Source organism: Pauljensenia sp. 20925_1_25 (genome assembly GCF_041433955.1).
GTDB lineage: Bacteria > Actinomycetota > Actinomycetes > Actinomycetales > Actinomycetaceae > Pauljensenia.
Map to the genome: position 1 here is coordinate 41,972 of NZ_JAPWCL010000002.1, position 22,961 is coordinate 64,932.

The 22,961-nt window shown below is 64.5% G+C and carries 31 protein-coding genes; 2 read left to right on the forward strand and 29 right to left on the reverse strand.

Translation table 11 applies throughout. The features are described 5' to 3' along the window. Positions 1-189 precede the first annotated feature (189 nt). On the forward strand, positions 190-1,128 hold the full coding sequence (locus O3932_RS01465) for a hypothetical protein (protein ID WP_371535727.1): 939 nt from the start codon (positions 190-192) through the stop codon (positions 1,126-1,128). A 128-nt stretch (positions 1,129-1,256) separates the two neighbouring features. On the opposite strand, the gene O3932_RS01470 is transcribed toward O3932_RS01465, so the two are convergent. Together O3932_RS01470 and O3932_RS01475 are read right to left on the reverse strand one after the other, a co-directional pair. Continuing rightward, positions 1,257-2,159 carry a DUF4862 family protein gene (locus O3932_RS01470; RefSeq protein ID WP_299238824.1) on the reverse strand — a complete coding sequence of 301 codons (903 nt, stop codon included), beginning with the start codon at positions 2,157-2,159 and terminating at the stop codon, positions 1,257-1,259. Positions 2,160-2,164: 5 nt separating this feature from the next. Beyond that, positions 2,165-3,640 (reverse strand): MFS transporter, encoded by a 1,476-nt coding sequence (locus O3932_RS01475; RefSeq protein ID WP_314735660.1) that lies wholly within the window; start codon positions 3,638-3,640, stop codon positions 2,165-2,167. A gap of 262 nt (positions 3,641-3,902) precedes the next feature. Here O3932_RS01475 and O3932_RS01480 point away from each other — a divergent pair, with 262 nt between their 5' ends. Continuing rightward, entirely contained in the window at positions 3,903-6,140 is a 2,238-nt protein-coding gene (locus O3932_RS01480; protein ID WP_371535729.1) for an exo-alpha-sialidase, read from the forward strand. A gap of 150 nt (positions 6,141-6,290) precedes the next feature. Here O3932_RS01480 and glmM read toward each other — a convergent pair whose 3' ends face one another. From glmM to rplP, 27 genes are all read right to left on the reverse strand, one after another. After that, on the reverse strand, positions 6,291-7,643 hold the full coding sequence (gene glmM, locus O3932_RS01485) for a phosphoglucosamine mutase (RefSeq protein ID WP_034504843.1): 1,353 nt from the start codon (positions 7,641-7,643) through the stop codon (positions 6,291-6,293). A 180-nt stretch (positions 7,644-7,823) separates the two neighbouring features. Beyond that, complete coding sequence (gene rpsI / locus O3932_RS01490; protein ID WP_009054763.1) at positions 7,824-8,315, reverse strand: 30S ribosomal protein S9; 492 nt, start codon at positions 8,313-8,315, stop codon at positions 7,824-7,826. 38 nt (positions 8,316-8,353) lie between these two features. After that, positions 8,354-8,797, reverse strand: coding sequence for a 50S ribosomal protein L13 (gene rplM / locus O3932_RS01495; protein WP_009054754.1), 444 nt, complete (start codon positions 8,795-8,797; stop codon positions 8,354-8,356). 203 nt (positions 8,798-9,000) lie between these two features. Continuing rightward, positions 9,001-9,906, reverse strand: coding sequence for a tRNA pseudouridine(38-40) synthase TruA (gene truA, locus O3932_RS01500; RefSeq protein WP_371535899.1), 906 nt, complete (start codon positions 9,904-9,906; stop codon positions 9,001-9,003). Next, the gene (locus O3932_RS01505) at positions 9,903-10,652 is read right to left on the reverse strand and encodes an ROK family protein (RefSeq protein WP_034504840.1); all 750 of its coding nucleotides are present in this window, start codon (positions 10,650-10,652) and stop codon (positions 9,903-9,905) included. The genes truA and O3932_RS01505 overlap by 4 nt, the downstream gene beginning before the upstream one ends. Positions 10,653-10,736: 84 nt before the next feature. Further along, positions 10,737-11,321, reverse strand: coding sequence for a 50S ribosomal protein L17 (gene rplQ, locus O3932_RS01510; RefSeq protein ID WP_009648078.1), 585 nt, complete (start codon positions 11,319-11,321; stop codon positions 10,737-10,739). A gap of 43 nt (positions 11,322-11,364) precedes the next feature. Further along, positions 11,365-12,360, reverse strand: coding sequence for a DNA-directed RNA polymerase subunit alpha (locus O3932_RS01515; RefSeq protein ID WP_009648071.1), 996 nt, complete (start codon positions 12,358-12,360; stop codon positions 11,365-11,367). Between the two features lie 124 nt (positions 12,361-12,484). Beyond that, a complete protein-coding gene (rpsK, locus tag O3932_RS01520) occupies positions 12,485-12,895 on the reverse strand; it encodes a 30S ribosomal protein S11 (RefSeq protein ID WP_003790556.1) in 411 nt (136 codons plus the stop codon). A 61-nt stretch (positions 12,896-12,956) separates the two neighbouring features. After that, positions 12,957-13,331 (reverse strand): 30S ribosomal protein S13, encoded by a 375-nt coding sequence (rpsM, locus tag O3932_RS01525; RefSeq protein ID WP_034504845.1) that lies wholly within the window; start codon positions 13,329-13,331, stop codon positions 12,957-12,959. Between the two features lie 148 nt (positions 13,332-13,479). After that, positions 13,480-13,593 (reverse strand): 50S ribosomal protein L36, encoded by a 114-nt coding sequence (gene rpmJ / locus O3932_RS01530; RefSeq protein ID WP_003790577.1) that lies wholly within the window; start codon positions 13,591-13,593, stop codon positions 13,480-13,482. Between the two features lie 40 nt (positions 13,594-13,633). Then, complete coding sequence (infA, locus tag O3932_RS01535) at positions 13,634-13,855, reverse strand: translation initiation factor IF-1 (RefSeq protein ID WP_003790580.1); 222 nt, start codon at positions 13,853-13,855, stop codon at positions 13,634-13,636. A 758-nt stretch (positions 13,856-14,613) separates the two neighbouring features. After that, the gene (locus O3932_RS01540) at positions 14,614-15,522 is read right to left on the reverse strand and encodes a type I methionyl aminopeptidase (protein ID WP_371535732.1); all 909 of its coding nucleotides are present in this window, start codon (positions 15,520-15,522) and stop codon (positions 14,614-14,616) included. A 3-nt stretch (positions 15,523-15,525) separates the two neighbouring features. Then, the gene (locus tag O3932_RS01545; protein WP_009649085.1) at positions 15,526-16,101 is read right to left on the reverse strand and encodes an adenylate kinase; all 576 of its coding nucleotides are present in this window, start codon (positions 16,099-16,101) and stop codon (positions 15,526-15,528) included. After that, positions 16,098-17,390: a preprotein translocase subunit SecY gene (gene secY / locus O3932_RS01550; RefSeq protein ID WP_009649087.1), complete on the reverse strand. Its 1,293-nt coding sequence runs from the start codon at positions 17,388-17,390 to the stop codon at positions 16,098-16,100. Before secY ends, O3932_RS01545 begins: the two co-directional genes overlap by 4 nt. A 256-nt stretch (positions 17,391-17,646) precedes the next feature. Then, positions 17,647-18,111 carry a 50S ribosomal protein L15 gene (gene rplO / locus O3932_RS01555; RefSeq protein WP_009649091.1) on the reverse strand — a complete coding sequence of 155 codons (465 nt, stop codon included), beginning with the start codon at positions 18,109-18,111 and terminating at the stop codon, positions 17,647-17,649. A gap of 2 nt (positions 18,112-18,113) precedes the next feature. Beyond that, complete coding sequence (rpmD, locus tag O3932_RS01560; protein ID WP_034505670.1) at positions 18,114-18,299, reverse strand: 50S ribosomal protein L30; 186 nt, start codon at positions 18,297-18,299, stop codon at positions 18,114-18,116. Continuing rightward, positions 18,299-18,988 (reverse strand): 30S ribosomal protein S5, encoded by a 690-nt coding sequence (gene rpsE, locus O3932_RS01565; protein WP_009054680.1) that lies wholly within the window; start codon positions 18,986-18,988, stop codon positions 18,299-18,301. Before rpsE ends, rpmD begins: the two co-directional genes overlap by 1 nt. A 28-nt stretch (positions 18,989-19,016) precedes the next feature. Next, a complete protein-coding gene (rplR, locus tag O3932_RS01570; RefSeq protein ID WP_009649074.1) occupies positions 19,017-19,388 on the reverse strand; it encodes a 50S ribosomal protein L18 in 372 nt (123 codons plus the stop codon). After that, positions 19,388-19,930 (reverse strand): 50S ribosomal protein L6, encoded by a 543-nt coding sequence (gene rplF / locus O3932_RS01575; RefSeq protein ID WP_009649093.1) that lies wholly within the window; start codon positions 19,928-19,930, stop codon positions 19,388-19,390. Before rplF ends, rplR begins: the two co-directional genes overlap by 1 nt. A gap of 15 nt (positions 19,931-19,945) precedes the next feature. Then, positions 19,946-20,344, reverse strand: a complete 399-nt coding sequence (gene rpsH, locus O3932_RS01580; RefSeq protein ID WP_009649076.1) for a 30S ribosomal protein S8 — start codon at positions 20,342-20,344, stop codon at positions 19,946-19,948. 62 nt (positions 20,345-20,406) lie between these two features. Beyond that, positions 20,407-20,592 (reverse strand): type Z 30S ribosomal protein S14, encoded by a 186-nt coding sequence (locus O3932_RS01585; protein ID WP_003790603.1) that lies wholly within the window; start codon positions 20,590-20,592, stop codon positions 20,407-20,409. 3 nt (positions 20,593-20,595) lie between these two features. Further along, a complete protein-coding gene (gene rplE / locus O3932_RS01590) occupies positions 20,596-21,141 on the reverse strand; it encodes a 50S ribosomal protein L5 (RefSeq protein WP_009058550.1) in 546 nt (181 codons plus the stop codon). 2 nt (positions 21,142-21,143) lie between these two features. Beyond that, on the reverse strand, positions 21,144-21,575 hold the full coding sequence (rplX, locus tag O3932_RS01595) for a 50S ribosomal protein L24 (protein WP_009649081.1): 432 nt from the start codon (positions 21,573-21,575) through the stop codon (positions 21,144-21,146). 3 nt (positions 21,576-21,578) lie between these two features. After that, positions 21,579-21,947 (reverse strand): 50S ribosomal protein L14, encoded by a 369-nt coding sequence (rplN, locus tag O3932_RS01600; protein WP_003790609.1) that lies wholly within the window; start codon positions 21,945-21,947, stop codon positions 21,579-21,581. An 88-nt stretch (positions 21,948-22,035) separates the two neighbouring features. Continuing rightward, a complete protein-coding gene (rpsQ, locus tag O3932_RS01605) occupies positions 22,036-22,302 on the reverse strand; it encodes a 30S ribosomal protein S17 (RefSeq protein WP_003790611.1) in 267 nt (88 codons plus the stop codon). Between the two features lie 5 nt (positions 22,303-22,307). Next, entirely contained in the window at positions 22,308-22,541 is a 234-nt protein-coding gene (gene rpmC, locus O3932_RS01610) for a 50S ribosomal protein L29 (RefSeq protein ID WP_009649092.1), read from the reverse strand. After that, positions 22,541-22,960 (reverse strand): 50S ribosomal protein L16, encoded by a 420-nt coding sequence (rplP, locus tag O3932_RS01615; protein ID WP_009649094.1) that lies wholly within the window; start codon positions 22,958-22,960, stop codon positions 22,541-22,543. Before rplP ends, rpmC begins: the two co-directional genes overlap by 1 nt. Position 22,961 lies beyond the last annotated feature (1 nt).

Sequence of the window (22,961 nt, forward strand, 5' to 3'; positions counted from 1 at the left end):
CGTCGACCCCGGCGGCATTTCTGCGCAGCTCCGCCGACTACCACGTCAGCACACGCACATACCTCTCTCCCTCCCCCACCTTCGAGCAGCGTTTCTTCTCCCACTAGGCGACCGCCCGCCGCGCTCGACACCGCGAAAGTACCCAGGCCTCGTCCCAAATTCCCCGGGATATCCCCGTAGAATCAACCTATGGACCGCCACGAGCTCACCGAACGCGCCCTGCCTTTCCTCCTGCGACGGCTGCACGACGCGGGGATTTCCGCGACGCCCCACACGGACGAGCACACGGGCAGCACCCACCTGGAAATCGACGGGTGGAGGCGCATCAACGTGGAAAACCTCATCGACGAACTCGCCCAGACGGATCCCTCCAAGCACGAGGTCAGAATCGAGCGATGGGTGGCGTTCATCATGGAATCCGGCCGTATCGCCGAACAGTCCGTCACCGACCCCGACGAGCTGCGCCAACGCGTGCGCACCCGCATCATCCCGGCGGACCTGGCCGCGGACCCCCACCTCAGCTACGCGCGCCCCTTCCCCGGTGGCCTCGCCCTCGCCCTGTGCCTCGACTTTCCTAACACCGTCACAACCGTCACCAACGAGCACATCGACAAGTACCCCCTGAGCCTCGACGAGCTCTACCACTGGGGGCAGATCAACACCGACAACGAAGCCATCGACGAGCACACCGCCTGCGGCCCCTTCACGGGAATCGCCGGGGAATCACTGTTCATCGCATCGAAGGCCGCACACATCGCCCCCCTGGTCTCGACGCTCCACATCGACGCGCCCCACGGACTCTTGTTCGCGATCCCTGATCGTTCCGTCCTCTTCTACGCGCCCGCCGACCCGACCGTCATCACCGAGCAGTACCTCCGCCTCCTCGACTACCTCCGCATCGACTTCATGCGGCGCCTCCGGTCCACGCCCGCGCACACGCTCAGCAAAGACCTGTTCTACTGCTCGCCCGACGGCTCCTTCGGTGCCATCACGCGAAGCGGCCACCCCGACGTGCAGGAACTTTTCACGACGCCAGACCTGGACGCGGATCGTCTCGTGGAACTCGCCGTGAAAAACATGAACTTCTTCGAGGGATTCCGCACCCGTTTCTATCCCTCGAACATGTGACGCCTGACGGCCCGCGGCGACTGCGCAGGCAGGTGCCAGCACCCGTCCGCACGCTGTCACCATGAAGACCGAACCGGGCCACGGCCTCGTCACACTCGCAAACGACGAGGCCGTGGCCCGGCTAACCGTCACCCCTGGAGGTGGCAGGCCCGGTAGATCCCCGTCAACATCGCGAGGCGCTGCTCGAGGGAGGCGTCCTTGGGGACGCAGACCTTCGCGCCGAGGTACTCGGCACCGCCCGCGATCGCTGCCTGCGCGCAGCGCCCGATCTGCTCGGCGTCCATGAGGGAGGTCGGCTCATCGGCCTGGGCGGGCAGGTGTCCGTCGATCCAGGAGTAGCCGTACTGAGTCTCCTCCGGCCCGGCACCCGAGAACACGATGCCGTCAAGCACCCCGCGTTCCCCGGCCTCGCGCACATGCTCGAAGGCAGTCTCCGCGCTGCGTCCCTCCACGGCGGAGCGGCCCCAGTTGAGGTGAATGCCGACGCCAAGCTCGGCGACGATGTCGATCTCGTCCGCGAGGGACAGGAAGCCCTTCTCGGGGTTCTGCCCGGGGATGTAGGCGTCGCAGTGCTCGACGACGAGCGTCGCGCCGCACCAATCCCAGCCCAGGACGTCCTCGAGAGAACGCTTGAATGCGTCGGCGTTCGCCAGACGCGTGGGTGCCGAGTGCAGCTGCACCCGCCCGACCAGCAGGCGACCCGCCTTGTCGCACAGGTTGTCGAGGTCGTCGCAGAGGCGTCGGGTAAAGGCGAGGGCCGCCTCGCGTCCCGCCTCGTCGGGCGAGGCCAGGCCGAAGTTCTCGTCCTTCCAGACGTTCTGCATCGTGCCGGGAATCGCCGTGATGGTGTTGAAATCCCAATGCGGAGACAGGTGGCTGGCCAGTACGTCGAGCTGTGTTGCGAGCTGCCCGGGGTAGGGAATCTCGACGCCGGCGACCCACGGCTGGTCGGCGAGAAGCTGGTAGTAGTCCGCCTCGAGTTCAGGTGCCGGGTGCGACGCGTAAGCACCAATGATGAATGGACATGCCATGATGATCAGCCTTCTTTGATGATCTCGTCGTTACCGTCTTCAGGACGAACATACTGCGGCCCAATCTTCTTTTGAAGCAGGCGCGGCACGTTCGCACCGATCGACACCATGACGACCGCAGCAAAACCGAAGGACAGGATCGCCAGGGCGAAGCCGAGGGAGAACTGCGCGGCGATAGCAGCACCGAGAACCGGGCCAACCGCGCCGCCGAGGGCACCCACGTTGTAGCAGAAGCCAAGACCCGCAGCGCGCTTGTCGACCGGGAAGTAGGACGAGACCCACTTGGGCAGCAGGCCCGAGACGCCCTGGCCGAACATCTGCTGGAAGAAGAGCAAGCCCGCCACGAGCGCCACGTACTTGCCGTTCTGCATGAACAGGGGGAAGACGATGATCTGCGAGAGCAGCAGAGAGATGGCGTACCAGCGGCGCATGCCGAACTTATCGCCCGCGAAGCCAGCAATGATGTAGCCCGCAGCGTTGCCGAGGCCAGCGAAAGACACCACGTTGGCAACAACCGTCTGGTCCATGCCCACCCCGCGCAGGTAAGTGGGGAGCAGGCCCTGGATAGGCCACGTGTACATGAAGGAGGCAAAGATCGTCAGCATGATCGCAATGCCAATGATCCAGCGTTTGGAGTCGAACTGGATGATGAGGTAGATGAAGATGACCGCACACAGGACACCGAGCACGCTCACGGCCACAACGCCGCCGACCTGCTGAGTGAAGATCAGGAGCAGGGCGACGAACGCGATGGCTACAACGACGTAGTTAAGGATCTTGCGTTCCCCGCCGAAGAGCACCTGAAGCATGTCGTTCTTTTCGCCGTGCCCTTTCTCCTTGGCTTCGCTCCAGTCGGCGGCTTCAGGCAGAGTCTTTCGCATGTAGATCGCAACGACGATCGGGATGATGCCGGTGAGGAACAGGGCGCGCCAGCCCCATCCGGGGTGCATCGAATCGACCCATGTCACGAAGTACTTGTCGACCTGGGCGGCGGCGATGACGCCGAAGGCATAGCCCGACAGCAGGAAGCCCGAGGCCTTGTTGCGCATGTGCTTGGGCCACGACTCGATGACGTAGGCGGCGGAGGCCGAGTATTCGCCGGCCATCGCGAAGCCGATGATGAGTCGCAGGACGAAGAGGATCCAGAAGTTCGGCGCGAGCGCGCAAGCGATGGATCCGAAAGCGAACATGAAGATCGACAGGATCATGGCCGGCTTGCGCCCGTAGCGGTCGCCGATGGCTCCCAGGACGAGGCCACCGATCCATCGGCTAATAAACGCGGCCGAAATCAGGGATGCGCTTTGGACGAGCGACAGGTCGAATGCTGTCTTGATCGCGGGCAGGGCGAAGGAGATGAGGACGAAGTCGTAGCCGTCCAGCAGCACGCCGATCCAGGCAGCGAAGAACGCCTTGCGGTCTTCTTTGGTCAGGTATCGATACCAGGGCTTTGTCGGAAGCGCCTGTACGGGGGACGTACTCATGATGAGTGCCTTCCTGAAATTTCATCGTCGAATAACGAGGGACTTGAGTCCAGATGTCTAACTAGCAAGTTGTCAGACAACTTGCGGTAATGTTAGCTCTCTCTCATCCTAGAGTCAACAGTAAATTTCAGCTTAAGGTGCACATTGCCAACAAAAGATCAGGATGATAATCTGTCTGACAACTTATTTCCTGTGACCAATCACATGCTTCGATTCGTAATGATGCGAAGCGAAACACACAACCGACAGAAAGGTGTCAAACATGAGTATCGACGCAGGTCACCCGGGAATCTCCTGGGTTTTACAGTTCCGCGCACGCATCGACGGTTCACTGCTGCGCCTGCGTAGCCCCGAGGGCACCGGCTGGGATCTGTTTATCCGAGCGGGCGCACTCTTCCTCGAAGGAACGACCTCCTCCATGTCCCTCGCTCTCGACATGGAGGACACCGCGTACCTGACCGACGGGACTTGGCACAGCCTCGCGATCACGGCGACGGCCGCCGGTTCCAAGATTTTCCTCGACGGCTACCAGTGCTTCTCAACCTGCGCAGACCTCTCTCCCGCCGGAAGCAGCCCCGAAGCTGCACTCACCCTCACCCCGGGCGCTGGCATCGAAATCCGATCCTTCGCAGAGCACGATGCCGTCCTCTCCGCAGAAGAGATCCTTGCCCTCTCCCCCGCACCGACTCCCCTCATTGAATTCGCCGCAGCCCACCTGTCCGACTACGACGTCGCCGAGCTGTCCGAACTCACCTCAGGCACCGTGTTTGCCCGCTACCGCGTACGAGGCCCCGGCCAGCACGGCACGATCCTCGCCGCCGGCGGGGCCGGGCGCGAGCAGCTCAACCTGTCCGTGACGGAAGAAGGCATCGAATACCGAGTCCTGGGCCGCAGGGGCCAGTGGCGCACATTTACGGCCCACGGGCGCTGGGATCAGGGACACTGGCATGACGTCGTGGTGCGCGTCGGTCACGGCGCGGTCCAGATCTACGTGGACGGCTACCTCGAGGCCCACCTTCCCGGCCAGGCGTTCTTCGCGGGCGTCGACAGCCTCGACGAGGTCGTGATCGGGCAGGATACCTCCGGGTCGCGCCTCTTTGGCGAGGTTCGCAACGCCGCGGTCTACTCGTCGATCCTCAATGACGCGCAGATCAAGAAACTGTCGTCGGTCGCGCCCCTCGACACCCAGTGTCTCTTCGACGCCGGTTTTCACGACTCGATCAGCTACCGCATTCCCTCGCTGATCACCCTGGCCTCGGGGGTCGTCGTCGCGGGAGCCGATCAGCGAGAGACCATCGCGAACGACTCTCCCAACTCGATCAACTTCACGGTCCGCCGCTCCTTCGACGGCGGGCACACGTGGGGCGATCTCCAGACAGTCATCAGCTACCCCGGTCACGGGGCAACAGGCGCGTCCGTCATCGACTCCTGCGTCGTCCAAGATCGCCGAAACGGACGCCTCGTCGTCCTCATCGACCACTTCCCGGGAGGCATCGGTCAGCCGAACGCCGAGGCCGGCCTCGGCGTTGACGAGAAGGGCCGCTACATCCTGCACGACGCCGAGGGCGCGACCTACACGTGGATGGAGGACGGAGCCGTCACGGACGCACACGGATGCAAGACACCGTTCAAGGTCTCGGAGCGCGGTGACGTCACCGTCACCGAGGACGGGGAGGAACAGCCCGGCGGCAACGTCTTCCTGGCCGACGGCGAGGACCCGAACCAGACGCTGCTGACGACGCGCACCTGCTACCTGCAGATGGTCTACTCCGACGACGATGGCGAAACCTGGGAGGGTCCCTTCAACCTGAACCAGGACGTGAAGGAAGAGTGGATGTCCTTCTGCGGGACTTCCCCGGGCACGGGCGTACAGCTGCGCAGCGGACGCCTCGTGATCCCGATCTACTACAACGGCGACCACAAGCGTCACTTCTCCGCGTCCGTCGTCTACTCTGACGACGGGGGTGCCACGTGGAAGCGCGGCAAGTCTCCCAATGACGGGCGCATCTTCGAGGGCCGCCAGATTGACTCGCGCACGCTCGACACCGAGGCCGCGGCGACGCACGAGGCCACGCTCATCGAGCGCGCCGACGGTTCGCTCCTCATGCTCATGCGCAACCAGCATCCGAGCGGGAAGGTGGCCGCCACCGTCAGCACGGACGGAGGCGAGACCTGGGGCGACGTGTATTTTGCGCACGAGATCACGGAGATCTTCTGCCAGCCCAACGCCGTTCCCTGGCCGACGGAGGACTGCCCTGAGCGCGTCGTCTTCGCCAACGCCTCGCAGATGCGGCCGTATCGAGGCCGTGGTGTCCTGCGCCTGTCGGAAGACGGGGGCCGCACCTGGATCGCGTCGCGCACCTTTAACCCGGCGCACTACGTCTACCAGTGCATGACGATCCTGCCCGACGGAACACTGGGCCTTCTGTGGGAGCGCGAGATGCAGGGCCTGTATTTCACACGCATCCCGCTGGAGTGGATCAAGGCCGCCAAGATCTGACACCGCCGTGAGGAGGCCGCCTGCCGTTGGCACCTTCCCCGGCCTACGGCAGGCGAAAACCTCCTCAGCGTCCCCCATATGTGAGGACCGAAGAAAGAAAGAGGGCGGGCACCAACCGGTGCCCGCCCTCCGCGTATGTATCTCAGGCGTTCACAGCGCCAGGTGTTCCTTCACGACATCCGCCAGCGAAGAGGCCACGGAGTCGGCCTCCTCCTGGGTGGCAGCCTCGACCATGACGCGCACGAGGGGCTCGGTGCCCGAGGGGCGCAGAAGAACGCGGCCGGTGTCGCCCAGGCGAGCCTCGGCGGCGGCCACGGCGTCCGCAACGGCCTGGTTCGTGGAAGCGGCCGCGCGATCCACGCCGCCCACGTTGATGAGGGTCTGCGGCAGGCGCTGAACGAAAGAGGTCAGGTCGGCCAGGGAGCGGCCAGATTCCTTCACCATGCGCGAGATGAGCAGCGAAGAGAGAATGCCGTCGCCAGTCGTCGCATGGTCGCGGGCAATGATGTGACCGGACTGCTCGCCTCCCAGGGAGTAGCCGGAGGCCAACATTTCCTCGAGGACGTAGCGGTCACCGACGCCGGTCTGCACGGTCTTGATGCCGGCCTCACGCATGGCGAGGATCAGGCCGAGGTTACTCATGACGGTCACAACGAGTGTGTCGTTGGCGAGAGCGCCGCGGTCGCGGGCGTTAACTGCCAGCGCACCCATGATCTTGTCGCCGTCGATGAGGTTGCCCTCGTGGTCGACAGCCAGGCAACGGTCCGCGTCGCCGTCGTAGGCGACACCGAAGTCGCAGCCGGCCTCGACGACGGCGGCCTGCAGGCCTTCGGGGTGCGTCGAACCGGCGTTGCGGTTGATGTTGCGTCCGTCCGGTTCGGCGTTGATGACCGTGATATCGGCGCCGAGTTCGCGGAACACCGCCGGCCCGAATTCGTAGGCGGCACCATTCGCGCAGTCGATGGCGATCTTCATGCCGCGCAGGTCGGTGCCTGTCGCCTCGATCAGGTGCGCGATGTAGGATTCGCGGGCCCACGCATGGTCCGCATTGACCTCGCCAACACCGTCGCCGGTGGGACGTTCCCACTCGGTGTTCACGAGCGCCTCGATCTGGTCCTCGACCGCGTCCGCCAGCTTGTAGCCGCCGTGCGCGAAGAACTTGATGCCGTTGTCGGGCATAGGGTTGTGGGATGCCGAGATCATGACGCCCAGGTCCACGGTGTCTTCCGTGGCCGTCAGGTGGGCGACGGTCGGGGTGGTCACGACGCCGATACGCGTCACGTCCATGCCAGCGCTGGCAAGGCCCGCAGCGAGCGCGTGATCCAGGAACTCACCCGAAATACGGGTATCGCGTCCGATAATTGCGCGGGGCTTGGAGCCGTCCGCTCGCCGGGCGGAACCGAACTGGCGGGCGGCGGCCTCGCCGAGCTGCAGCGCGAGGTCCGCGGTGATGTCAACGTTTGCCAGTCCTCGCACGCCGTCCGTGCCGAACATTCTGGGCATAGTGTCTCCGTTCAGTGGGTCATATGACTGGTCTAAGCGTACCGCTACTGCGCCCGTCACCTTGTACGAGGCCGGGGCCATAACTGCGTCAGCGCTCACATCCTGGGCAGGGTTGACGGGAGACGAAAGTCGCGCCCCGCAAGAGCGGGGCGCGACCAACAGAAAAGATGCTGAATGAAATCAGCGCTTCGAGAACTGCGAAGCCTTGCGGGCCTTCTTGAGGCCTGCCTTCTTACGCTCGGTGGCGCGGGCGTCGCGGGTCAGGAAGCCAGCCTTCTTGAGGGCCGGACGGTTGGCGTCGCGGTCGATCTCGTTGAGGGCGCGCGACACGCCGAGGCGCAGGGCACCGGCCTGGCCGGAGACGCCGCCGCCGTTGATGCGGGCGATGACGTCGAAGCGGCCGTCAATGTCGAGCAAGACGAAGGGGGACTTCACCAGCTGCTGGTGCAGCTTGTTGGGGAAGTAGTCCTCGAGGGTGCGTCCGTTGATGGTCCACTTGCCGGAGCCGGGGACCAGGCGAACGCGGGCGACGGCCTCCTTGCGGCGGCCCAGGCCCGCGCCGGGCGCGGTGATGGACTGACCGGCGCCGGCGGGAGCCGACTCGGTCTCGGACGTGTAGGAGCTGGGGACGACTTCCTCGTCCAGCTCAGCGGAAACGATGGTCTCAGCCACGGTTCTCCTCAGGGTCAAAGGCGTTCAGTGACCAAAGGTCACTGAGCCACCTGGGTCAGTTCGTAGGGAACCGGCGACTGGCCGGCGTGGGGGTGCTCCGGGCCAGCGTAGACGTGCAGCTTCTTGAACTGCGCGCGGCCGAGGGAGTTGTGGGGAAGCATGCCCTTAACGGCCTTCTCGACGGCGCGCTCGGGCGTCGCGGCGAGGAGGTCACGGTAAGCGGTCGCGGTCAGGCCGCCGGGACGTCCGGAGTGGCGGTACGCCATCTTCTGGTCCAGCTTCTTGCCGGTAAGGGCAACCTTGTCCGCGTTGATGATGATGACGTAGTCGCCCATGTCCATGTGAGGGGCGAACGTCGGCTTGTGCTTCCCACGGAGGAGGGCAGCGGTCTGAGCTGCCAGGCGACCGAGGACGACGTCGGTGGCGTCAATGACGTACCACTTCTTGTCCGCGTCCCCGGGCTTGGGTGAATAGGTGCGCACGGGCGTAACCTTCAATTCTTGTTGGTCATGGGACGCCGCGCCGGTTTTTCCGGGGGCATCCACGATGAAACGGTTCGCGCGAGGCGTCGGCGAGCGCTCCTAGCGAGTGGGAGACACTAGGTACTCTGCCAACGCACAGCACTTGCCATATTATCGGCACGCAGGCCGACGGTCAAAGCGCGACGGACACTGTGTCACATTCCTCAGCACTTATCACCGCAGCACGCATCGCGCCTGGCCCGGGCCTGCTTGGCGCGCGCGGCCCACTGGGAAGGCTCGGGATAGTCAACGCCTTCGAGGGTAAGGCCGTGGGCCGGCGCGATAGGTGCGGCGTTCGCACGGGAGCGGGCGCGCAGAATCTGCGCCGGGTAGTCGGTGTCGCGTACCCCCTGCCCCACGAGGAGGAGGGCACCGACGAGCGAACGGACCATCGAGTGACAAAAAGCGTCGGCCTCAACACGGAAGACGAGGGTACCTTCGACATCTCGCTCGGCGCGCAGAGTCCGCAGGGTACGAATCGTCGTTGCGCCCTCACGCGGACGGCAGAACCCGAGAAAGTCGTGTTCCCCGAGGAGGCGCGCCCCGGCCTCGTTCATGGCCGCCTCGTCCAGGGGGTCCTCGACCCACAGTCGGTCCCAGCGCCCGAGCGGCTCGGGGTGATCCGACACACGGTAGGCGTAGCGGCGACCGAGCGCGGAGAATCGCGCATCAAAACTCCCATCGACGACCTCCGCCGAGTAGATGCGCACGTCGCAGGTGCCTCGCGCGGCGGCCAGGTCACGCCCGCGTGCGCGCTCGCCGTAGCGCCCCGAGAGGATCTTGTTCAGTCTGCGCACGATGGACGAGGCCGTGGTCGCCTCCGCGGTCTCCCCTCCCCTGGGCGTCAGCCGCGCCCAGGCCTCGTCGCTGAGGTCGACGTGACAGACCTGATGGCGCGCGTGCACGCCCGCATCGGTGCGTCCAGCGACGGTCGTCGCCGCCTCTTCGCGCGAGGCCATGGCGAGGGCCGCTTCGATCTCTCCCTGGACGGTACGCAGGCCCGGCTGGGCGGCCCACCCGCGAAAGTCGGTGCCGTCGTAGCCAAGGTCTAGGCGCAGGCGGCGTGTCACAGTTCCCACGCCCGAACGCCACCGATGATTCCCGCGTCGTTGGGCACGACGATGACGTCGTCGCCCATGAGCCGCAGGTTCGAAGCCGTGATTCGCTTCGAGTTACCGCCACCCAGGTACAGGCGATCCCACATGTACATCGGGCGCAGGCCGTCTACGACGCGGCGGATGCGGCGCGACCAGTGCACGTCGCCGAGGCGCAGGCGCTCATGCTCGCCGATGTAGTCGTCGTAGGTCAGGCCCCAACGCACGGGCCCCTGGGAGACCTCGACGTGGGGGGCAAGCTGCCCGCCGTCGAACACGGCGTTGCCCAAGCCGGTCCCCAGCGTAATGATCATTTCAAGGCCGCGGCCCGTAATCGCACCCGCGCCGGCGACCTCAGCGTCGTTCAGGACCTTCGTCGGCAGGCTCAGCGCCTGCTCGATCGCGCGGCCCATGTCGAAGTGATCCCAGCGCTCGACCAGCTCGGGAAGCACGCGCGAACGCGGCCCATCGCGGGTGATGTAGTGAGGGGTCGCGATGACGACACCGTGACGGATCATGCCGGGCATGCCCATCGTCACGCGGGTCGCGGGCGGCAGCTCCTTCGCGAGGCCCACCGCGGTCTCCACGAGCAGCTCCGGGGGCAGCGGGTACGGTGTCGGTACGCGGCGTGCCGGAGCCATCATGGTTCCGCGCTCATCCACGACGGATCCTTTGATGCCACCCCCGCCGCAGTCAATAGCCAGCGTCATCTCACGTGTCATGGCTTCAGGCTACCGGATACGGCAAGGGCCGGATACCCCTCGCGGGGTATCCGGCCCTTACTCGAGTCGATCAGTGATCAGGCGTCACTTCTCTTCGGCGGCCTGCTCGGCGGCGTCTTCAGCCTTACCGGCCTCCTCGGCGACTTCCTCGGCCTCGTTGGCCTTGGCGAGATCGCCTTCCTCGCGAGCCTCTTCAGCGCGCTCGGCAGCAGCCTCAGCAGCTTCCTCAGCCTCGGCGGCAACAGCCTTGGCCTCGGCGGCCTTCTCAGCCGTCTTCTCGGCGGCCTTGACGACAGCCTTCTTCTCGACCTTCTCCATGACGAGCTCGATGCGCATCAGGGGAGCGTTGTCACCCTTGCGGTTGCCGACGCGGATCAGGCGGGTGTAGCCGCCAGCGCGCTCGGAATCCATCGCGGGAACGAGTTCCTCGAAGAGGATCGCGACGATGCCCTTGTTGGGGATCTTCTTCAGGACCGTGCGGCGAGCGTGCTGGTCGCCGCGCTTGGCCTTGGTGATCAGCTTCTCGACGTAGGGGCGCAGCATCTTGGCCTTCGCCTCCGTGGTCGTGAGGCCGCGGTGTTCGATGAGCTGAGCCGCCAGGTTCGACAGAATCAGCTTCTGGTGTGCCGGGCTTCCGCCCAGACGAGCACCCTTCTTGGGGGTGGGCATGTGTTTCTCCTACGGATTCAATGCGTCCATCGGACGCACGGGGTCAGATGGACTGGTCGTCCGAAAAGATCGCGGCGGACTCCGAGTCGCCGAAGCTCGGCATCACCGAGTCCTTCAGCGTCATGCCGAGAGCCGCCAGGGACTCCTTGATCTCTTCGATCGACTTGGTACCGAAGTTGCGGATGTCGAGCAGGTCGGCCTCCGAGTGAGCAACCAGCTCGCCGACGGTCAGGATGCCGCGGCGACGCAGCGCGTTGTAGGAACGCGACTGCAGGTTCAGGTTCTCGATCGGGAGAGCCAGATCGGCTGCGAGGGTGGCGTCCGTAGTGGACGGACCCACCTCGATGCCTTCCGCTTCCTCGTTCAGTTCACGCATGAGGCCGAACAGCTCCACCAGCGTCTTGCCGGCCGAGGCCAGGGCATCGCGCGGGGTGATCGCCGGCTTGGTCTCCACGTCGATGACGAGGCGATCAAAGTCGGTGCGCTGCTCGACACGCGTCGCCTCGACCTTGTAGGTCACCTTGACGACGGGCGAGTAGATCGAGTCGATCGGGATGCGGGAAATCTCGGCCTGCGGATCCTTGTTCTGAGCGGCGGAGACGTAGCCACGGCCACGTTCGACGGTCAGTTCGATCTCCAGCTTGCCCTTCTCGTTGAGGGTGGCAAGACGCAGATCGGGGTTGTGGATCTCGACACCGGCGGGAGGCGTGATGTCGCCGGCGAGGACCTCGCCGGGGCCAGCCTTGCGCAGGTACATGACGACAGGCTCGTCATTCTCGCTGGACAGGACGATCTGCTTGATGTTCAGGATGATCTCAGCGACATCTTCCTTCACACCTTCGATCGTGCGGAACTCGTGGGGGACGCCATCGATGCGGATGGACGTCACCGCTGCACCCGGGATCGAGGACAGGAGGGTACGACGCAGGGAGTTACCCAGCGTGTAGCCGAACCCGGGCTCGAGGGGCTCCAGGGTGAAACGGGAGCGCAGGTCGCTGACCTTTTCTTCGGTCAGGATGGGTCGCTCTGCAATGAGCACGTCTATTCCTTTCTGACCGGTGCCCGCTATATGACACCGGATGTGGGAACCTGCGTGAGCAGGCTAAGGGAGTGTGAACGCGAAGGTTCAGACGTGGGGAGGGACGCGCCCTCCCGTCCACAAGTCAGCCGCGGCGGCGCTTCGGCGGGCGGGTGCCGTTGAAGGCCTGAGGCGTGACGTCCTGAATCGAGCCGATCTCGAGGCCGGCGGCCTGCAGGGAGCGGATCGCGGTCTCACGACCGGAGCCGGGACCCTTGACGAAGACGTCAACCTTCTTCATGCCGTGCTCCTGGGCGCGACGAGCCGCCGCCTCGGCCGCGAGCTGCGCGGCGAAGGGGGTGGACTTACGCGAACCCTTGAAGCCAACCTGGCCGGAGGACGCCCAGGCGACAACCGCGCCGGTGGGGTCCGTCAGGGAAACGATGGTGTTGTTAAACGTCGACTTGATGTAGGCGTGGCCGTTGGTGACGTTCTTCGAAATCTTGCGACGCGGCTTGCGGGCACCGCCCGAGCGCGAGGTCTTTGCTGCTGCCATTTCTGGTTCAGTTCCTTCTTGTCGCGGAAAGCGTCCCCGAGGGGACGGACTCTCCTAGGCCTTACTTGGCCTTCTTCTTGCCTGCAACGGTGCGCTTGGGGCCCTTGCGGGTACGCGCGTTGGTCTTGGTGCGCTGACCGTGGACCGGCAGGCCACGACGGTGGCGAAGGCCCTGGTACGAACCGATTTCGATCTTGCGACGAATGTCGGCCTGAACCTCACGGCGGAGGTCACCCTCAACCTTGAAGTTTGCCTCAATATAGTCACGAAGCTTGACGAGATCCTCTTCCGTCGCATCCTTGACGCGGGTGTCCGGGCTGACGCCGGTGGCGGCGAGGGTCTCTGCCGCGCGGGTGCGGCCGACTCCGTAGATGTATGTGAGCGCGATCTCGAGCCGCTTCTCGCGGGGGAGGTCGACGCCGGCAATACGTGCCATGGTGATGTTGCTCCAGTTGTTCATCGGAGGTCGTCATCGCTCAGTCCGGGCGAGCAGCCCGGCCCCGGCCTCCGAACCGAGGGTCGCCCACGGGTGGGCGCTTAGAGTGATGCTGTGGGGCGTGATGCCCCGCGGGTCGCAGCGGGTCTCAGCCCTGGCGCTGCTTGTGCCTGGGGTTGTCGCAGATGACCATGACGTTGCCGTGGCGACGAATCACCTTGCACTTGTCACAGATCTTCTTGACACTCGGCTTGACCTTCATGGTTGTTACCTCCACTGCCCGTCGGGCAGTTTGTGTCGGATCACTTGTAGCGGTAGACGATACGGCCTCGGGAGAGGTCGTAGGGGCTCAGCTCGACGACAACTCGGTCCTCGGGCAGGATGCGGATGTAGTGCTGACGCATCTTTCCCGCAATATGGCCGAGAACCACGTGGCCATTCTTGAGTTCCACACGGAACATCGCGTTAGGCAAGGCCTCAACGACCGTGCCTTCCATCTCAATGACGCCGTCTTTCTTCGCCATATCCTCCGTTTATCCTCTACATGTCTCGGATAGGTTGCGGCGGATGCCGCTGGGCGCACCCCTGTCAGGGATGACATGTGGATACGCCCAAGGAACTACTCTACGGCATGCGCACCCCGGGCGATAGTGCTATGCTCTGTCGGTTCGCTCACGTTCAATCCGTCACATTTTTCGCACACGCCGTCGTGTGCACGGTAATTCTGCGCCGAGACCGTGGATCCGCCACGTTCGGGCCTGGCCACTCACGACGCACCCGCGCCACCAGTGTGGAGGGTGCCGGCGGGACCGCAGGGCCTGGCCGGGCTTCGAGCCGACGCGCCGAGCCATAGGCTCGCGGCGCGGACGGCGAGCGGGCGGGCGGGCCCGACGGCACCCGGAACATCGGCGACGCAGCCACAACCTCGGTGTCTGAGGGCGGCGGCAGGGCCTGGCCGCCCACGACACACCCACGCCACCAGCGCGGAGGGTGCCGACGGGCCAAGGTGCATTCCCGGGTGCCTGAGGGCGGCGGCAGGGCCTGGCCGGGCTTCGAGATCGACTACTCCGAGCCGAAGGCTCGCGTGTGGCGATCTCGCGGGCGGGCCGCCGCCCTCAGGCACCAAGACAGGTTCACCAGGTCCAGAAGGCACCGCGAACCCGTGTGGTGAGCGGGCGGGCCCGACGGCACCCAGAACACCGGCGACGCAGCCACGACCTCGTCGATATAAGACTCGGGCCCGGCACTTCACCGAGTACCGGGCCCGAAACCGTCTGTGATGTCAGTCGAGCGAGACGGGCGTGACACCGTAGGGTGCCAGGCCTGCCACTCCCCCATCGCGTGCGGTCAGGACGCTCACACCGTCCGCCGTGATCGCAATCGAGTGCTCCCAGTGGGCTGCGTCGCGGCCGTCGACCGTGCGCACCGTCCACTCGTCGTCATCAGTTTGCGAGGCGATATCTCCGCGTGTGAGCATCGGCTCGACTGCGAGGACCATGCCGGGCTTGAGGCGGGCCTGGATACCGCGAACGTTGTAGTTGAGGACGTCCGGAGGCATGTGCATCCTCGTGCCGATGCCGTGTCCCACGAACTCTTCGACGATGCCGGCCTCCCAGCCGTTGATGAGGGCGTTCTCGGCGACAACCGTCTCGACTGCCTTGCCGACGGCGCTGATTCGTTTGCCGGTCGCGAGGCCCGCGAGGGCGGCCCACAGTGACTCGCGCGTAACGGCGTCGAGCTCGCGACGTTCCCGGAGCAGGTCCTCGTCGACTCCGGCGATTGCGCCAGTGGCGCGTGTGCCAGCCGCGAAGTCCGCGTCCTCAATGAACTGCTCGCCGACGATGACGCTGAACGCGGCGTCGCCGTGCCACTGCTTGCCGCCTCGTTCGATGAAGGCTCCGCAGTCGAAAGACACGATGTCGCCGGGGGCCAGCTCGTAGTCGCCGGGGATGCCGTGGACGATGACGTCGTTGACAGAGATGCACACCGTCGCCGGATAGCCGTAGTAGCCGAGGAAGTTCGATGTGCCGCCGCCGTCAGCAATAGCTTGAGCACTCACCTCGTCCAGCTCCCGAGTCGTAACTCCCGGGCGAACCGCAGCCCGCAGCGCCTCGTGGATAGACGCGACGACCAGTCCGGCCTCGCGCATCCAGCGGAGCTGTTCGACGGTCTTGAGCTCGATGTGAGGCATCGTTTACTTCGCCACCGAGTCCAGGATCGCGAAGATACGCTCCGTCACCTCGTCGATGGTGCCGCGTCCGTCCACGACCTCGAGCAGGTCTTGGTCCACGTAGTACGTGGCAACGGGCTCCGTCTGCTGGTGGTAGACCTCGAGGCGGTGGCGCATGACGGGCTCGGTGTCGTCGGTGCGGTGCTGTTCCTGCGCGCGCTTGAGCATACGCTCCACGACCTCGTCTTCGTCCACCTGGATCTCCAGGACGACGTCGATGGATGTGCCCAGATCCAGGAGCATGTCGCGCAGCACGTGAGCCTGCTCCACGGAACGCGGGTAGCCATCTAGCAGGAAGCCCTTCGCGGTGTCGGGGGCTGCCAGGCGGGCCTTGACCATGGCGTTCGTGACCGAGTCCGGAACGAACTCGCCGCGGTCCATGTAGGCCTGCGCCTGCTTGCCGATCTCCGTGCCCTCCGCCATGTTCGCGCGGAAGATGTCACCCGTCGAAATGGCGGGGATATCCAGGCGCTCAGCGATGCGCGAGGCCTGGGTGCCCTTGCCAGCTCCGGGAGGGCCAAGGAGGATGACGACTGTCATTTCAGGAATCCTTCGTAGTGATGCTGCTGCAGCTGGGTGTTGATTTCCTTCACCGTCTGCAGACCAACGCCGATGATGATGAGGAGCGTCGTGCCACCGAAGGGCATCTGCGAGCTCGACAGCTTCAGCGGGATGATAGCCAGCGACGGCAAGAGCGCGATAATCACCAGGTAGAGGGCGCCAGCGGACGTGATCCGATTAATCACGTAGCGCAGGTACTCGGCCGTGGGGCGACCCGCACGATACCCGGGGATAAAGCCTCCGTACTTCTTCATGTTGTCCGCGACCTCGTCCGGGTTGAACGTAATCGCCGTGTAGAAGAAGGCGAAGAAGAGGGTCATAAGGGAGTAGATCGTCAGGTAGAACGTGCTGCCCTGCGTGAAGTGGCCGGAGATCCACTGGACCCACGCGTCCTGAGGCTTGCCGAACTGGGCAATCATCGGGGGCAGAGCCAGGATCGAGGAGGCGAAAATGACGGGGATAACGCCCGCCATGTTGATCTTCAGCGGGATGTACGTCGTCGTCCCGCCGTACTGGCGGCGACCGATCATACGCTTGGCGTACTGCACCGGGATTCGGCGCTGCGCCTGCTCAACATAGACAACGGCGATGGCCACGACGAGCAGAAGCGCGACGATAGCGGCGACCGAACCCCATTTGCCGGCCTGGCCGATCGACAGCAGCTGCTCGGGCAGACGGGCCGCAATCGAGGTGAAGATCAGGAGGGACATGCCGTTGCCGATGCCGCGCTCCGTGATGAGTTCGCCCAGCCACATGATGACGCCGGTGCCAGCCATCATGACGATGATCATCATGATGAAGGTCAGCACAGTCTGGTCACGAATGACCGGCTCCGAGCACGACTGGAAGAGCTGGCCGCTACGCGCCAGCGAAATCGTCGTCGTCGCCTGAAGGATGCCGAGGAAGATCGTCAGGTAGCGCGTGTACTGTGTCAGCTTCGCCTGTCCCGTCTGTCCTTCCTTATGCAGGTCGTCGAATCGGGGAATCACGACCCGCAGCAGCTGGATGATAATCGACGCGGTGATGTAGGGCATGATGCCCAGCGCGAAGATCGAGAGCTGCAGCAGAGCACCGCCCGAGAACAGGTTCACGAGGTCAAGCAGCGACGCCTGAGACTCCTGCGCCATGCAGCGCTGTACAGCCTGCGAGTCGACACCGGGCGTCGGAATAAACGACCCGAGCCGGAACGCGGCCATGATGAACAGAGTAAAGAGCAGTTTCCGACGCAAGTCGGGGGTACGGAACGCCTGGGCAAATGCACCGAGCAAGGCTTCCTCCTACGAATGATGGGCAGCGGGGCACAGCCCCTAGACTGACTTAGCTTACCCGACAGGGGTGAGAAATGGCGAGATCCAATCATTAAACAGAACGCACGTCCGTGTATTTAACGAAACTCGGCGTGCGTGCGCCCCGGAGGCCCGGGGCTATGCGTTCGCGCGTGAGAGATCGTTTGACAACCTTCTTCCGGCGCGAGCGGGCAAAGATAACGGGGGTGGTCCTGTGAAGGACCACCCCCGTCTGACCTCAGCGGGCCGAGATGGACCCGCCGGCGGCAGTGATCTTCGCCTCGGCGGAGGACGACCAGGAGTCGACCTCAACCTCGAGCTTCACGCTGAGTTCGCCGGAACCGAGCACCTTAACGGGCGCGGAATCGCGAACAGCGTGCTTGGCGATGAGATCCTCGACCGTGACCTTGCCGCCCTCGGGGAAGAGTTCCCCGAGCTTGCCAACGTTCACGACCTGGTACTCAACGCGGAAGGGGTTCTTGAAGCCGCGAAGCTTCGGCAGACGCATGTGAATCGGCATCTGGCCACCCTCGAAGCCGGCAGCAACCTGGTAACGGGCCTTCGTGCCCTTGGTGCCACGGCCAGCGGTCTTACCCTTCGAACCCTCACCGCGACCCACGCGGGTCTTCGCGGTCTTGGCTCCCGGGGCAGGACGCAGGTGGTGCAGCTTAACGATCTGCGTCTTCTTCGTGGAGTCCGCCATTGTCAGTCGACCTCCTCAGCGGTCACCAGGTGACGCACGGTGCGAACGGCGCCCAGAACGGCTTCCGTCTGCTCACGCACGACACTCTGGCCGATCTTGCGCAGCCCGAGGGTGCGCAGCGTGTCCTTCATGTTCTGCTTCGCGTGAGCAGAGGACTTGACCTGCGTGATCTTGATGTTCTTCGCCATCACTTAGCCTCCCCTGCAGCGGCCTTGTCGGCCTCGGCGGCCTCGGCAGCCGCGCGCTTCTCGGCCTCGCCCTCTGCGCGAGCGCGCAGCATGGACGCGGGAGCAACGCGCTCGAGGGGCAGGCCGCGTCGAGCGGCGACAGCCTCGGGCTGCTCGAGCTGCTTGAGTGCGTCAACCGTCGCGTGGACGATGTTGATCGCGTTGGACGAGCCCAGCGACTTGGTGAGCACGTCGTGGACGCCCGCGGCTTCCAGGACGGCGCGCACCGGGCCGCCGGCGATAACGCCGGTACCGGGGGCAGCCGGTCGGAGCAGGACGATACCGGCGGTATCGCGACCCTGCACCACGTGCGTGATCGTGCGGCGGATCATCGGGACGCGGAAGAAGTTCTTCTTCGCCTCCTCGACGCCCTTGGAAATAGCCTGTGGAACTTCCTTGGCCTTTCCGTAGCCGACGCCCACCGTGCCTTCGCCGTCACCCACGACAACCAGGGCGGTGAAGGAGAAACGACGTCCACCCTTCACGACCTTGGACACGCGGTTGATCGTAACGACGCGCTCGATGTACTCGTTCTTGTTCTCGTTGTTCCGGCGGTTATCGCGATCGTTGCCGCGGCCGGAGCGGCGCTCACGGCGATCGTTGTTCTCGCCCGCGCCCGAACCGTTCCTGTCTCGCTGCTGTGCAGCCATCAGATGATCTCTCTTTCTTTCGGCTCGTTCACAGCTCGAGTCCGCCCTCACGGGCGGCCTCGGCAACGGCCGCAACGCGACCTGCGTACTTGTTACCACCACGGTCGAAGACGACGGCGGAGATACCGGCGGCCTTCGCACGCTCGGCGATCAGCGCGCCGACCTTGCGAGCCTTGTCGGTCTTCGTACCCTCGGCACCGGCGACGTCGGCCTCGATGTCGGAAGCCGACACCAGGGTGTGGCCAACCGTATCGTCGATGACCTGAGCCACCATGTGGCGGTTCGAACGGGTGACGACCAGACGGGGACGCTCGGGCGTGCCGTTGATCTTCTTGCGGAGGCGGAGGTGACGGCGCTTGCGAGCGACGAACTTGCCCTTGCCCTTGATCGAGTAAGCCATCACTTACCAGCCTTTCCGACCTTGCGACGGATGGTCTCGCCCACGTAGTGGATGCCCTTGCCCTTGTAGGGTTCAGGCTTCTTCAGCTTGCGGATGCGAGCAGCAGTCTCGCCGACGAGCTGCTTGTCGATACCGGACACCGAGAACAGCGTCTGGGACTTCGGCGCAATCGTGAACTCGATGCCCTCGGGCGGGGTAATGGTGATCGTGTGGGAGAAGCCCAGGGAGAACTCAAGGTCCTTGCCCTTGGCAACCACGCGGTAACCGGTACCCGTGATCTCGAGATCCTTCTTGTAGCCTTCAGTCACGCCAACGATCATGTTGGCGATCAGGGTGCGGGACAGTCCGTGGAGCGAACGCGAGGTGCGCTCGTCGTTCGGACGCTCGACGACAACCTGGCCGTCCTCGATCTTCGCGGTAATCGGCTCGGCAACAACGTGAGAGAGGGTGCCCTTGGGGCCCTTCACGGTCACGTTCTGGCCGTCGATCACGACGTCGACGCCGGCGGGGATAGCGATGGGGTTCTTACCAATTCGCGACATTGTTCAGCCTCCTCATCACCAGATGTAGGCGAGGACTTCCCCACCCACACCCTTCTCGGCTGCCTGACGGTCGGTGAGCAGGCCGGAGGACGTGGACAGGATAGCCACGCCGAGGCCGCCGCGGACCTTGGGCAGGTTGGTGGACTTGGCGTACACGCGCAGACCGGGCTTGGACACGCGCTTGAGCCCCTGGATCGCAGCCTCACGGTGCGAGCCGTACTTCAGGTTGATCGTCAGGGTCTTGCCCACGCGGGCATCCTCGACGGTGGTCGAGGCAATGTAGCCTTCCTCGACCAGGATGTTCGCAATCGCGTTCTTGAGCTTCGAGTACGGCATGGAGACCGTATCGTGGTGCGCACGATTCGCGTTGCGCAGACGCGTCAGCATGTCTGCAATCGGGTCTGTCATTGTCATGGGGGTTTATTCCCCTTCCTCGTCGCGGTTTCTCCGGTCACCCGGGACCTGCGACGTTCGTTTTACCAGCTGCTCTTGGTGACACCGGGGAGTTCGCCACGGTGGGCGAGCTCGCGCAGGCACACGCGGCACAGTCCGAACTTGCGGTACACCGAGTGCGGACGACCGCAACGGTTGCACCGGGTGTAGGCACGCACGCCGAACTTCGGCTTGCGGGCAGCCTTGACCTTCAGGGATGTCTTGGCCATGGGTCAGTCCTCCTTGAACGGGAAGCCGAGGTGACGGAGAAGGGCGCGACCCTCTTCGTCGGTGGTGGCCGAGGTGACAACCGTGATGTCCATGCCGCGCACTCGGTCGATCGAGTCCTGGTCGATCTCGTGGAACATCGACTGCTCCGTGAGACCGAAGGTGTAGTTACCGTGACCGTCGAACTGCTTGGAGGACAGTCCGCGGAAGTCACGGATACGGGGAAGCGCCGTCGAGAGGAGGCGGTCCAGGAACTCCCACATGCGGTCACCGCGAAGCGTGACGTGCGCACCGATCGCCTGGCCCTCACGCAGCTTGAACTGCGCGATGGACTTCTTGGCGCGGGTGGTCACGGGCTTCTGGCCGGTGATAGCGGTGAGGTCGCGGATCGCGCCCTCGAGTGCCTTCGAATCGCGAGCGGCCTCGCCGACACCCATGTTGACGACGATCTTCGTCAGTCCGCCGACCTGCATGACGTTCTCGTGCTTGAACTCAGCACGGAGCGCCTCGCGGATCTCGGAGACGTACTTTTCCTTCAGACGCGGGGCCATGCTCAGATCTCCTTGCCCTGCTCAACGCCGCGCTTCGCGCCGCCACGGGTCACGCGGACTCGGACGGTGCGGGTGCGGCCGCCGCGCTCAACGGTGTCCTCGCGGAAACCGACGCGAACGCGCTTCTTGGTCTCGGGGTCGACCAGAGCGACCTTGGACAGCGAGATGGGGGCTTCGATGGTCTCGATGCCGCCAGCGCTACCCTGCTGGCCCTGGCGCACGTGGCGCGTCTTGAGGTTGACGCCCTCGACGAGGACCTTGCCCTCGGCCGGGAACACCTGGATGACGCGGCCCTGCTTGCCCTTGTCGCCGGGCTTCAAGGGCTCGAGGCCCTCCTCGGCGCGGCGGGCGTTGCGCTTGGCCAGCGCCTGCTCGTCGGACGTGCGTCCGCGAACGACCTCCACGAGGTCATTCTTACGAATCTTGGCTGCCATGGATCAGATCACCTCCGGAGCGAGGGAGACGATACGCATGAACTTCTTGTCGCGCAGCTCACGGCCCACGGGGCCGAAGATACGCGTGCCACGCGGCTCGCCATTGTTGTTGATGATGACGGCCGCATTCTCGTCGAAACGAATGTAGGAACCGTCGGGGCGGCGGGTTTCCTTACGCGTGCGAACGATCACTGCCTTGACGACTTCGCCCTTCTTGACGTTGCCGCCGGGGATGGCGTCCTTCACGGTGGCGACGATCGTGTCGCCGATACCCGCGTAGCGCCGACCCGAGCCACCGAGAACACGGATGGTCAGGATCTCCTTGGCCCCTGTGTTGTCGGCGACCTTCAGTCGCGACTCCTGCTGGATCATTTTCTATTGACTCCTGTCGTCGTGCCGGTTCTCTCCCGGGTTGTACCGGTCGAGCCTTGCCGAACGGATTTCGGTCTGTGAGCGAAGGTCACTTCGCCTTTTCGAGGATCTCCACAACGCGCCAGCGCTTGGTGGCCGACAGCGGGCGGGTCTCCATGATGAGGACGAGATCGCCGACGCCGCACTCGTTGTGCTCGTCGTGAACCTTGACCTTCTTGTTCTTGCGCATGACCTTGCCGTAGAGGGCGTGCTTGACGCGGTCCTCGATCTGGACGACAACGGTCTTGTCCATCTTGTCGCTGACGACGTAGCCGCGACGGACCTTACGCTCGTTACGAGCGGTGGTTTCTGCCATCAGGCTCACTCCTCAGTGCTCGGGGCGGTGCGGTAGCCAAGCTCCCGCTCACGCGCGATGGTATAGATCCGGGCAATGTCGCGGCGCACGGTCTTCATGCGACCGTGATCCTCGAGGTTGCCAACGGCCTGCGCGAAACGCAGGTTGAACAGCTCGGCCTTGGCCTTCTCCAGCTCCTTGGTGAGCTGGGCATTGTCCATGGCGTCGAGCGCCTCGGTGGTCAGACCCTTATCTGCCATCAGATGTCACCACCCTCTCGGACCACGAAACGGGTCTTGATAGGAAGCTTGTGCTGGGCACGGCTGAGGGCCTCGCGAGCGAGCTCCTCGGGGACGCCTGCCAGCTCGAACATGACACGTCCGGGCTTGACGGGGGCAACCCACCACTCCGGAGCACCCTTACCGGAACCCATTCGTGTTTCGGCGGGCTTCTTGGTCAGCGGGCGGTCCGGGAAGATGTTGATCCAGACCTTACCGCCACGCTTGATGTGACGGGTCACGGCAATACGAGCCGCCTCAATCTGACGGTTGGTGATGTACGCACCCTCGAGAGCCTGGATGCCGTAGTCGCCGAACGCCAGTTCGGTGCCACCGGACGCGAAGCCAGTGCGGTGAGGACGGTGCTGCTTGCGGTACTTAGTCCGACGGGGAATGAGCATT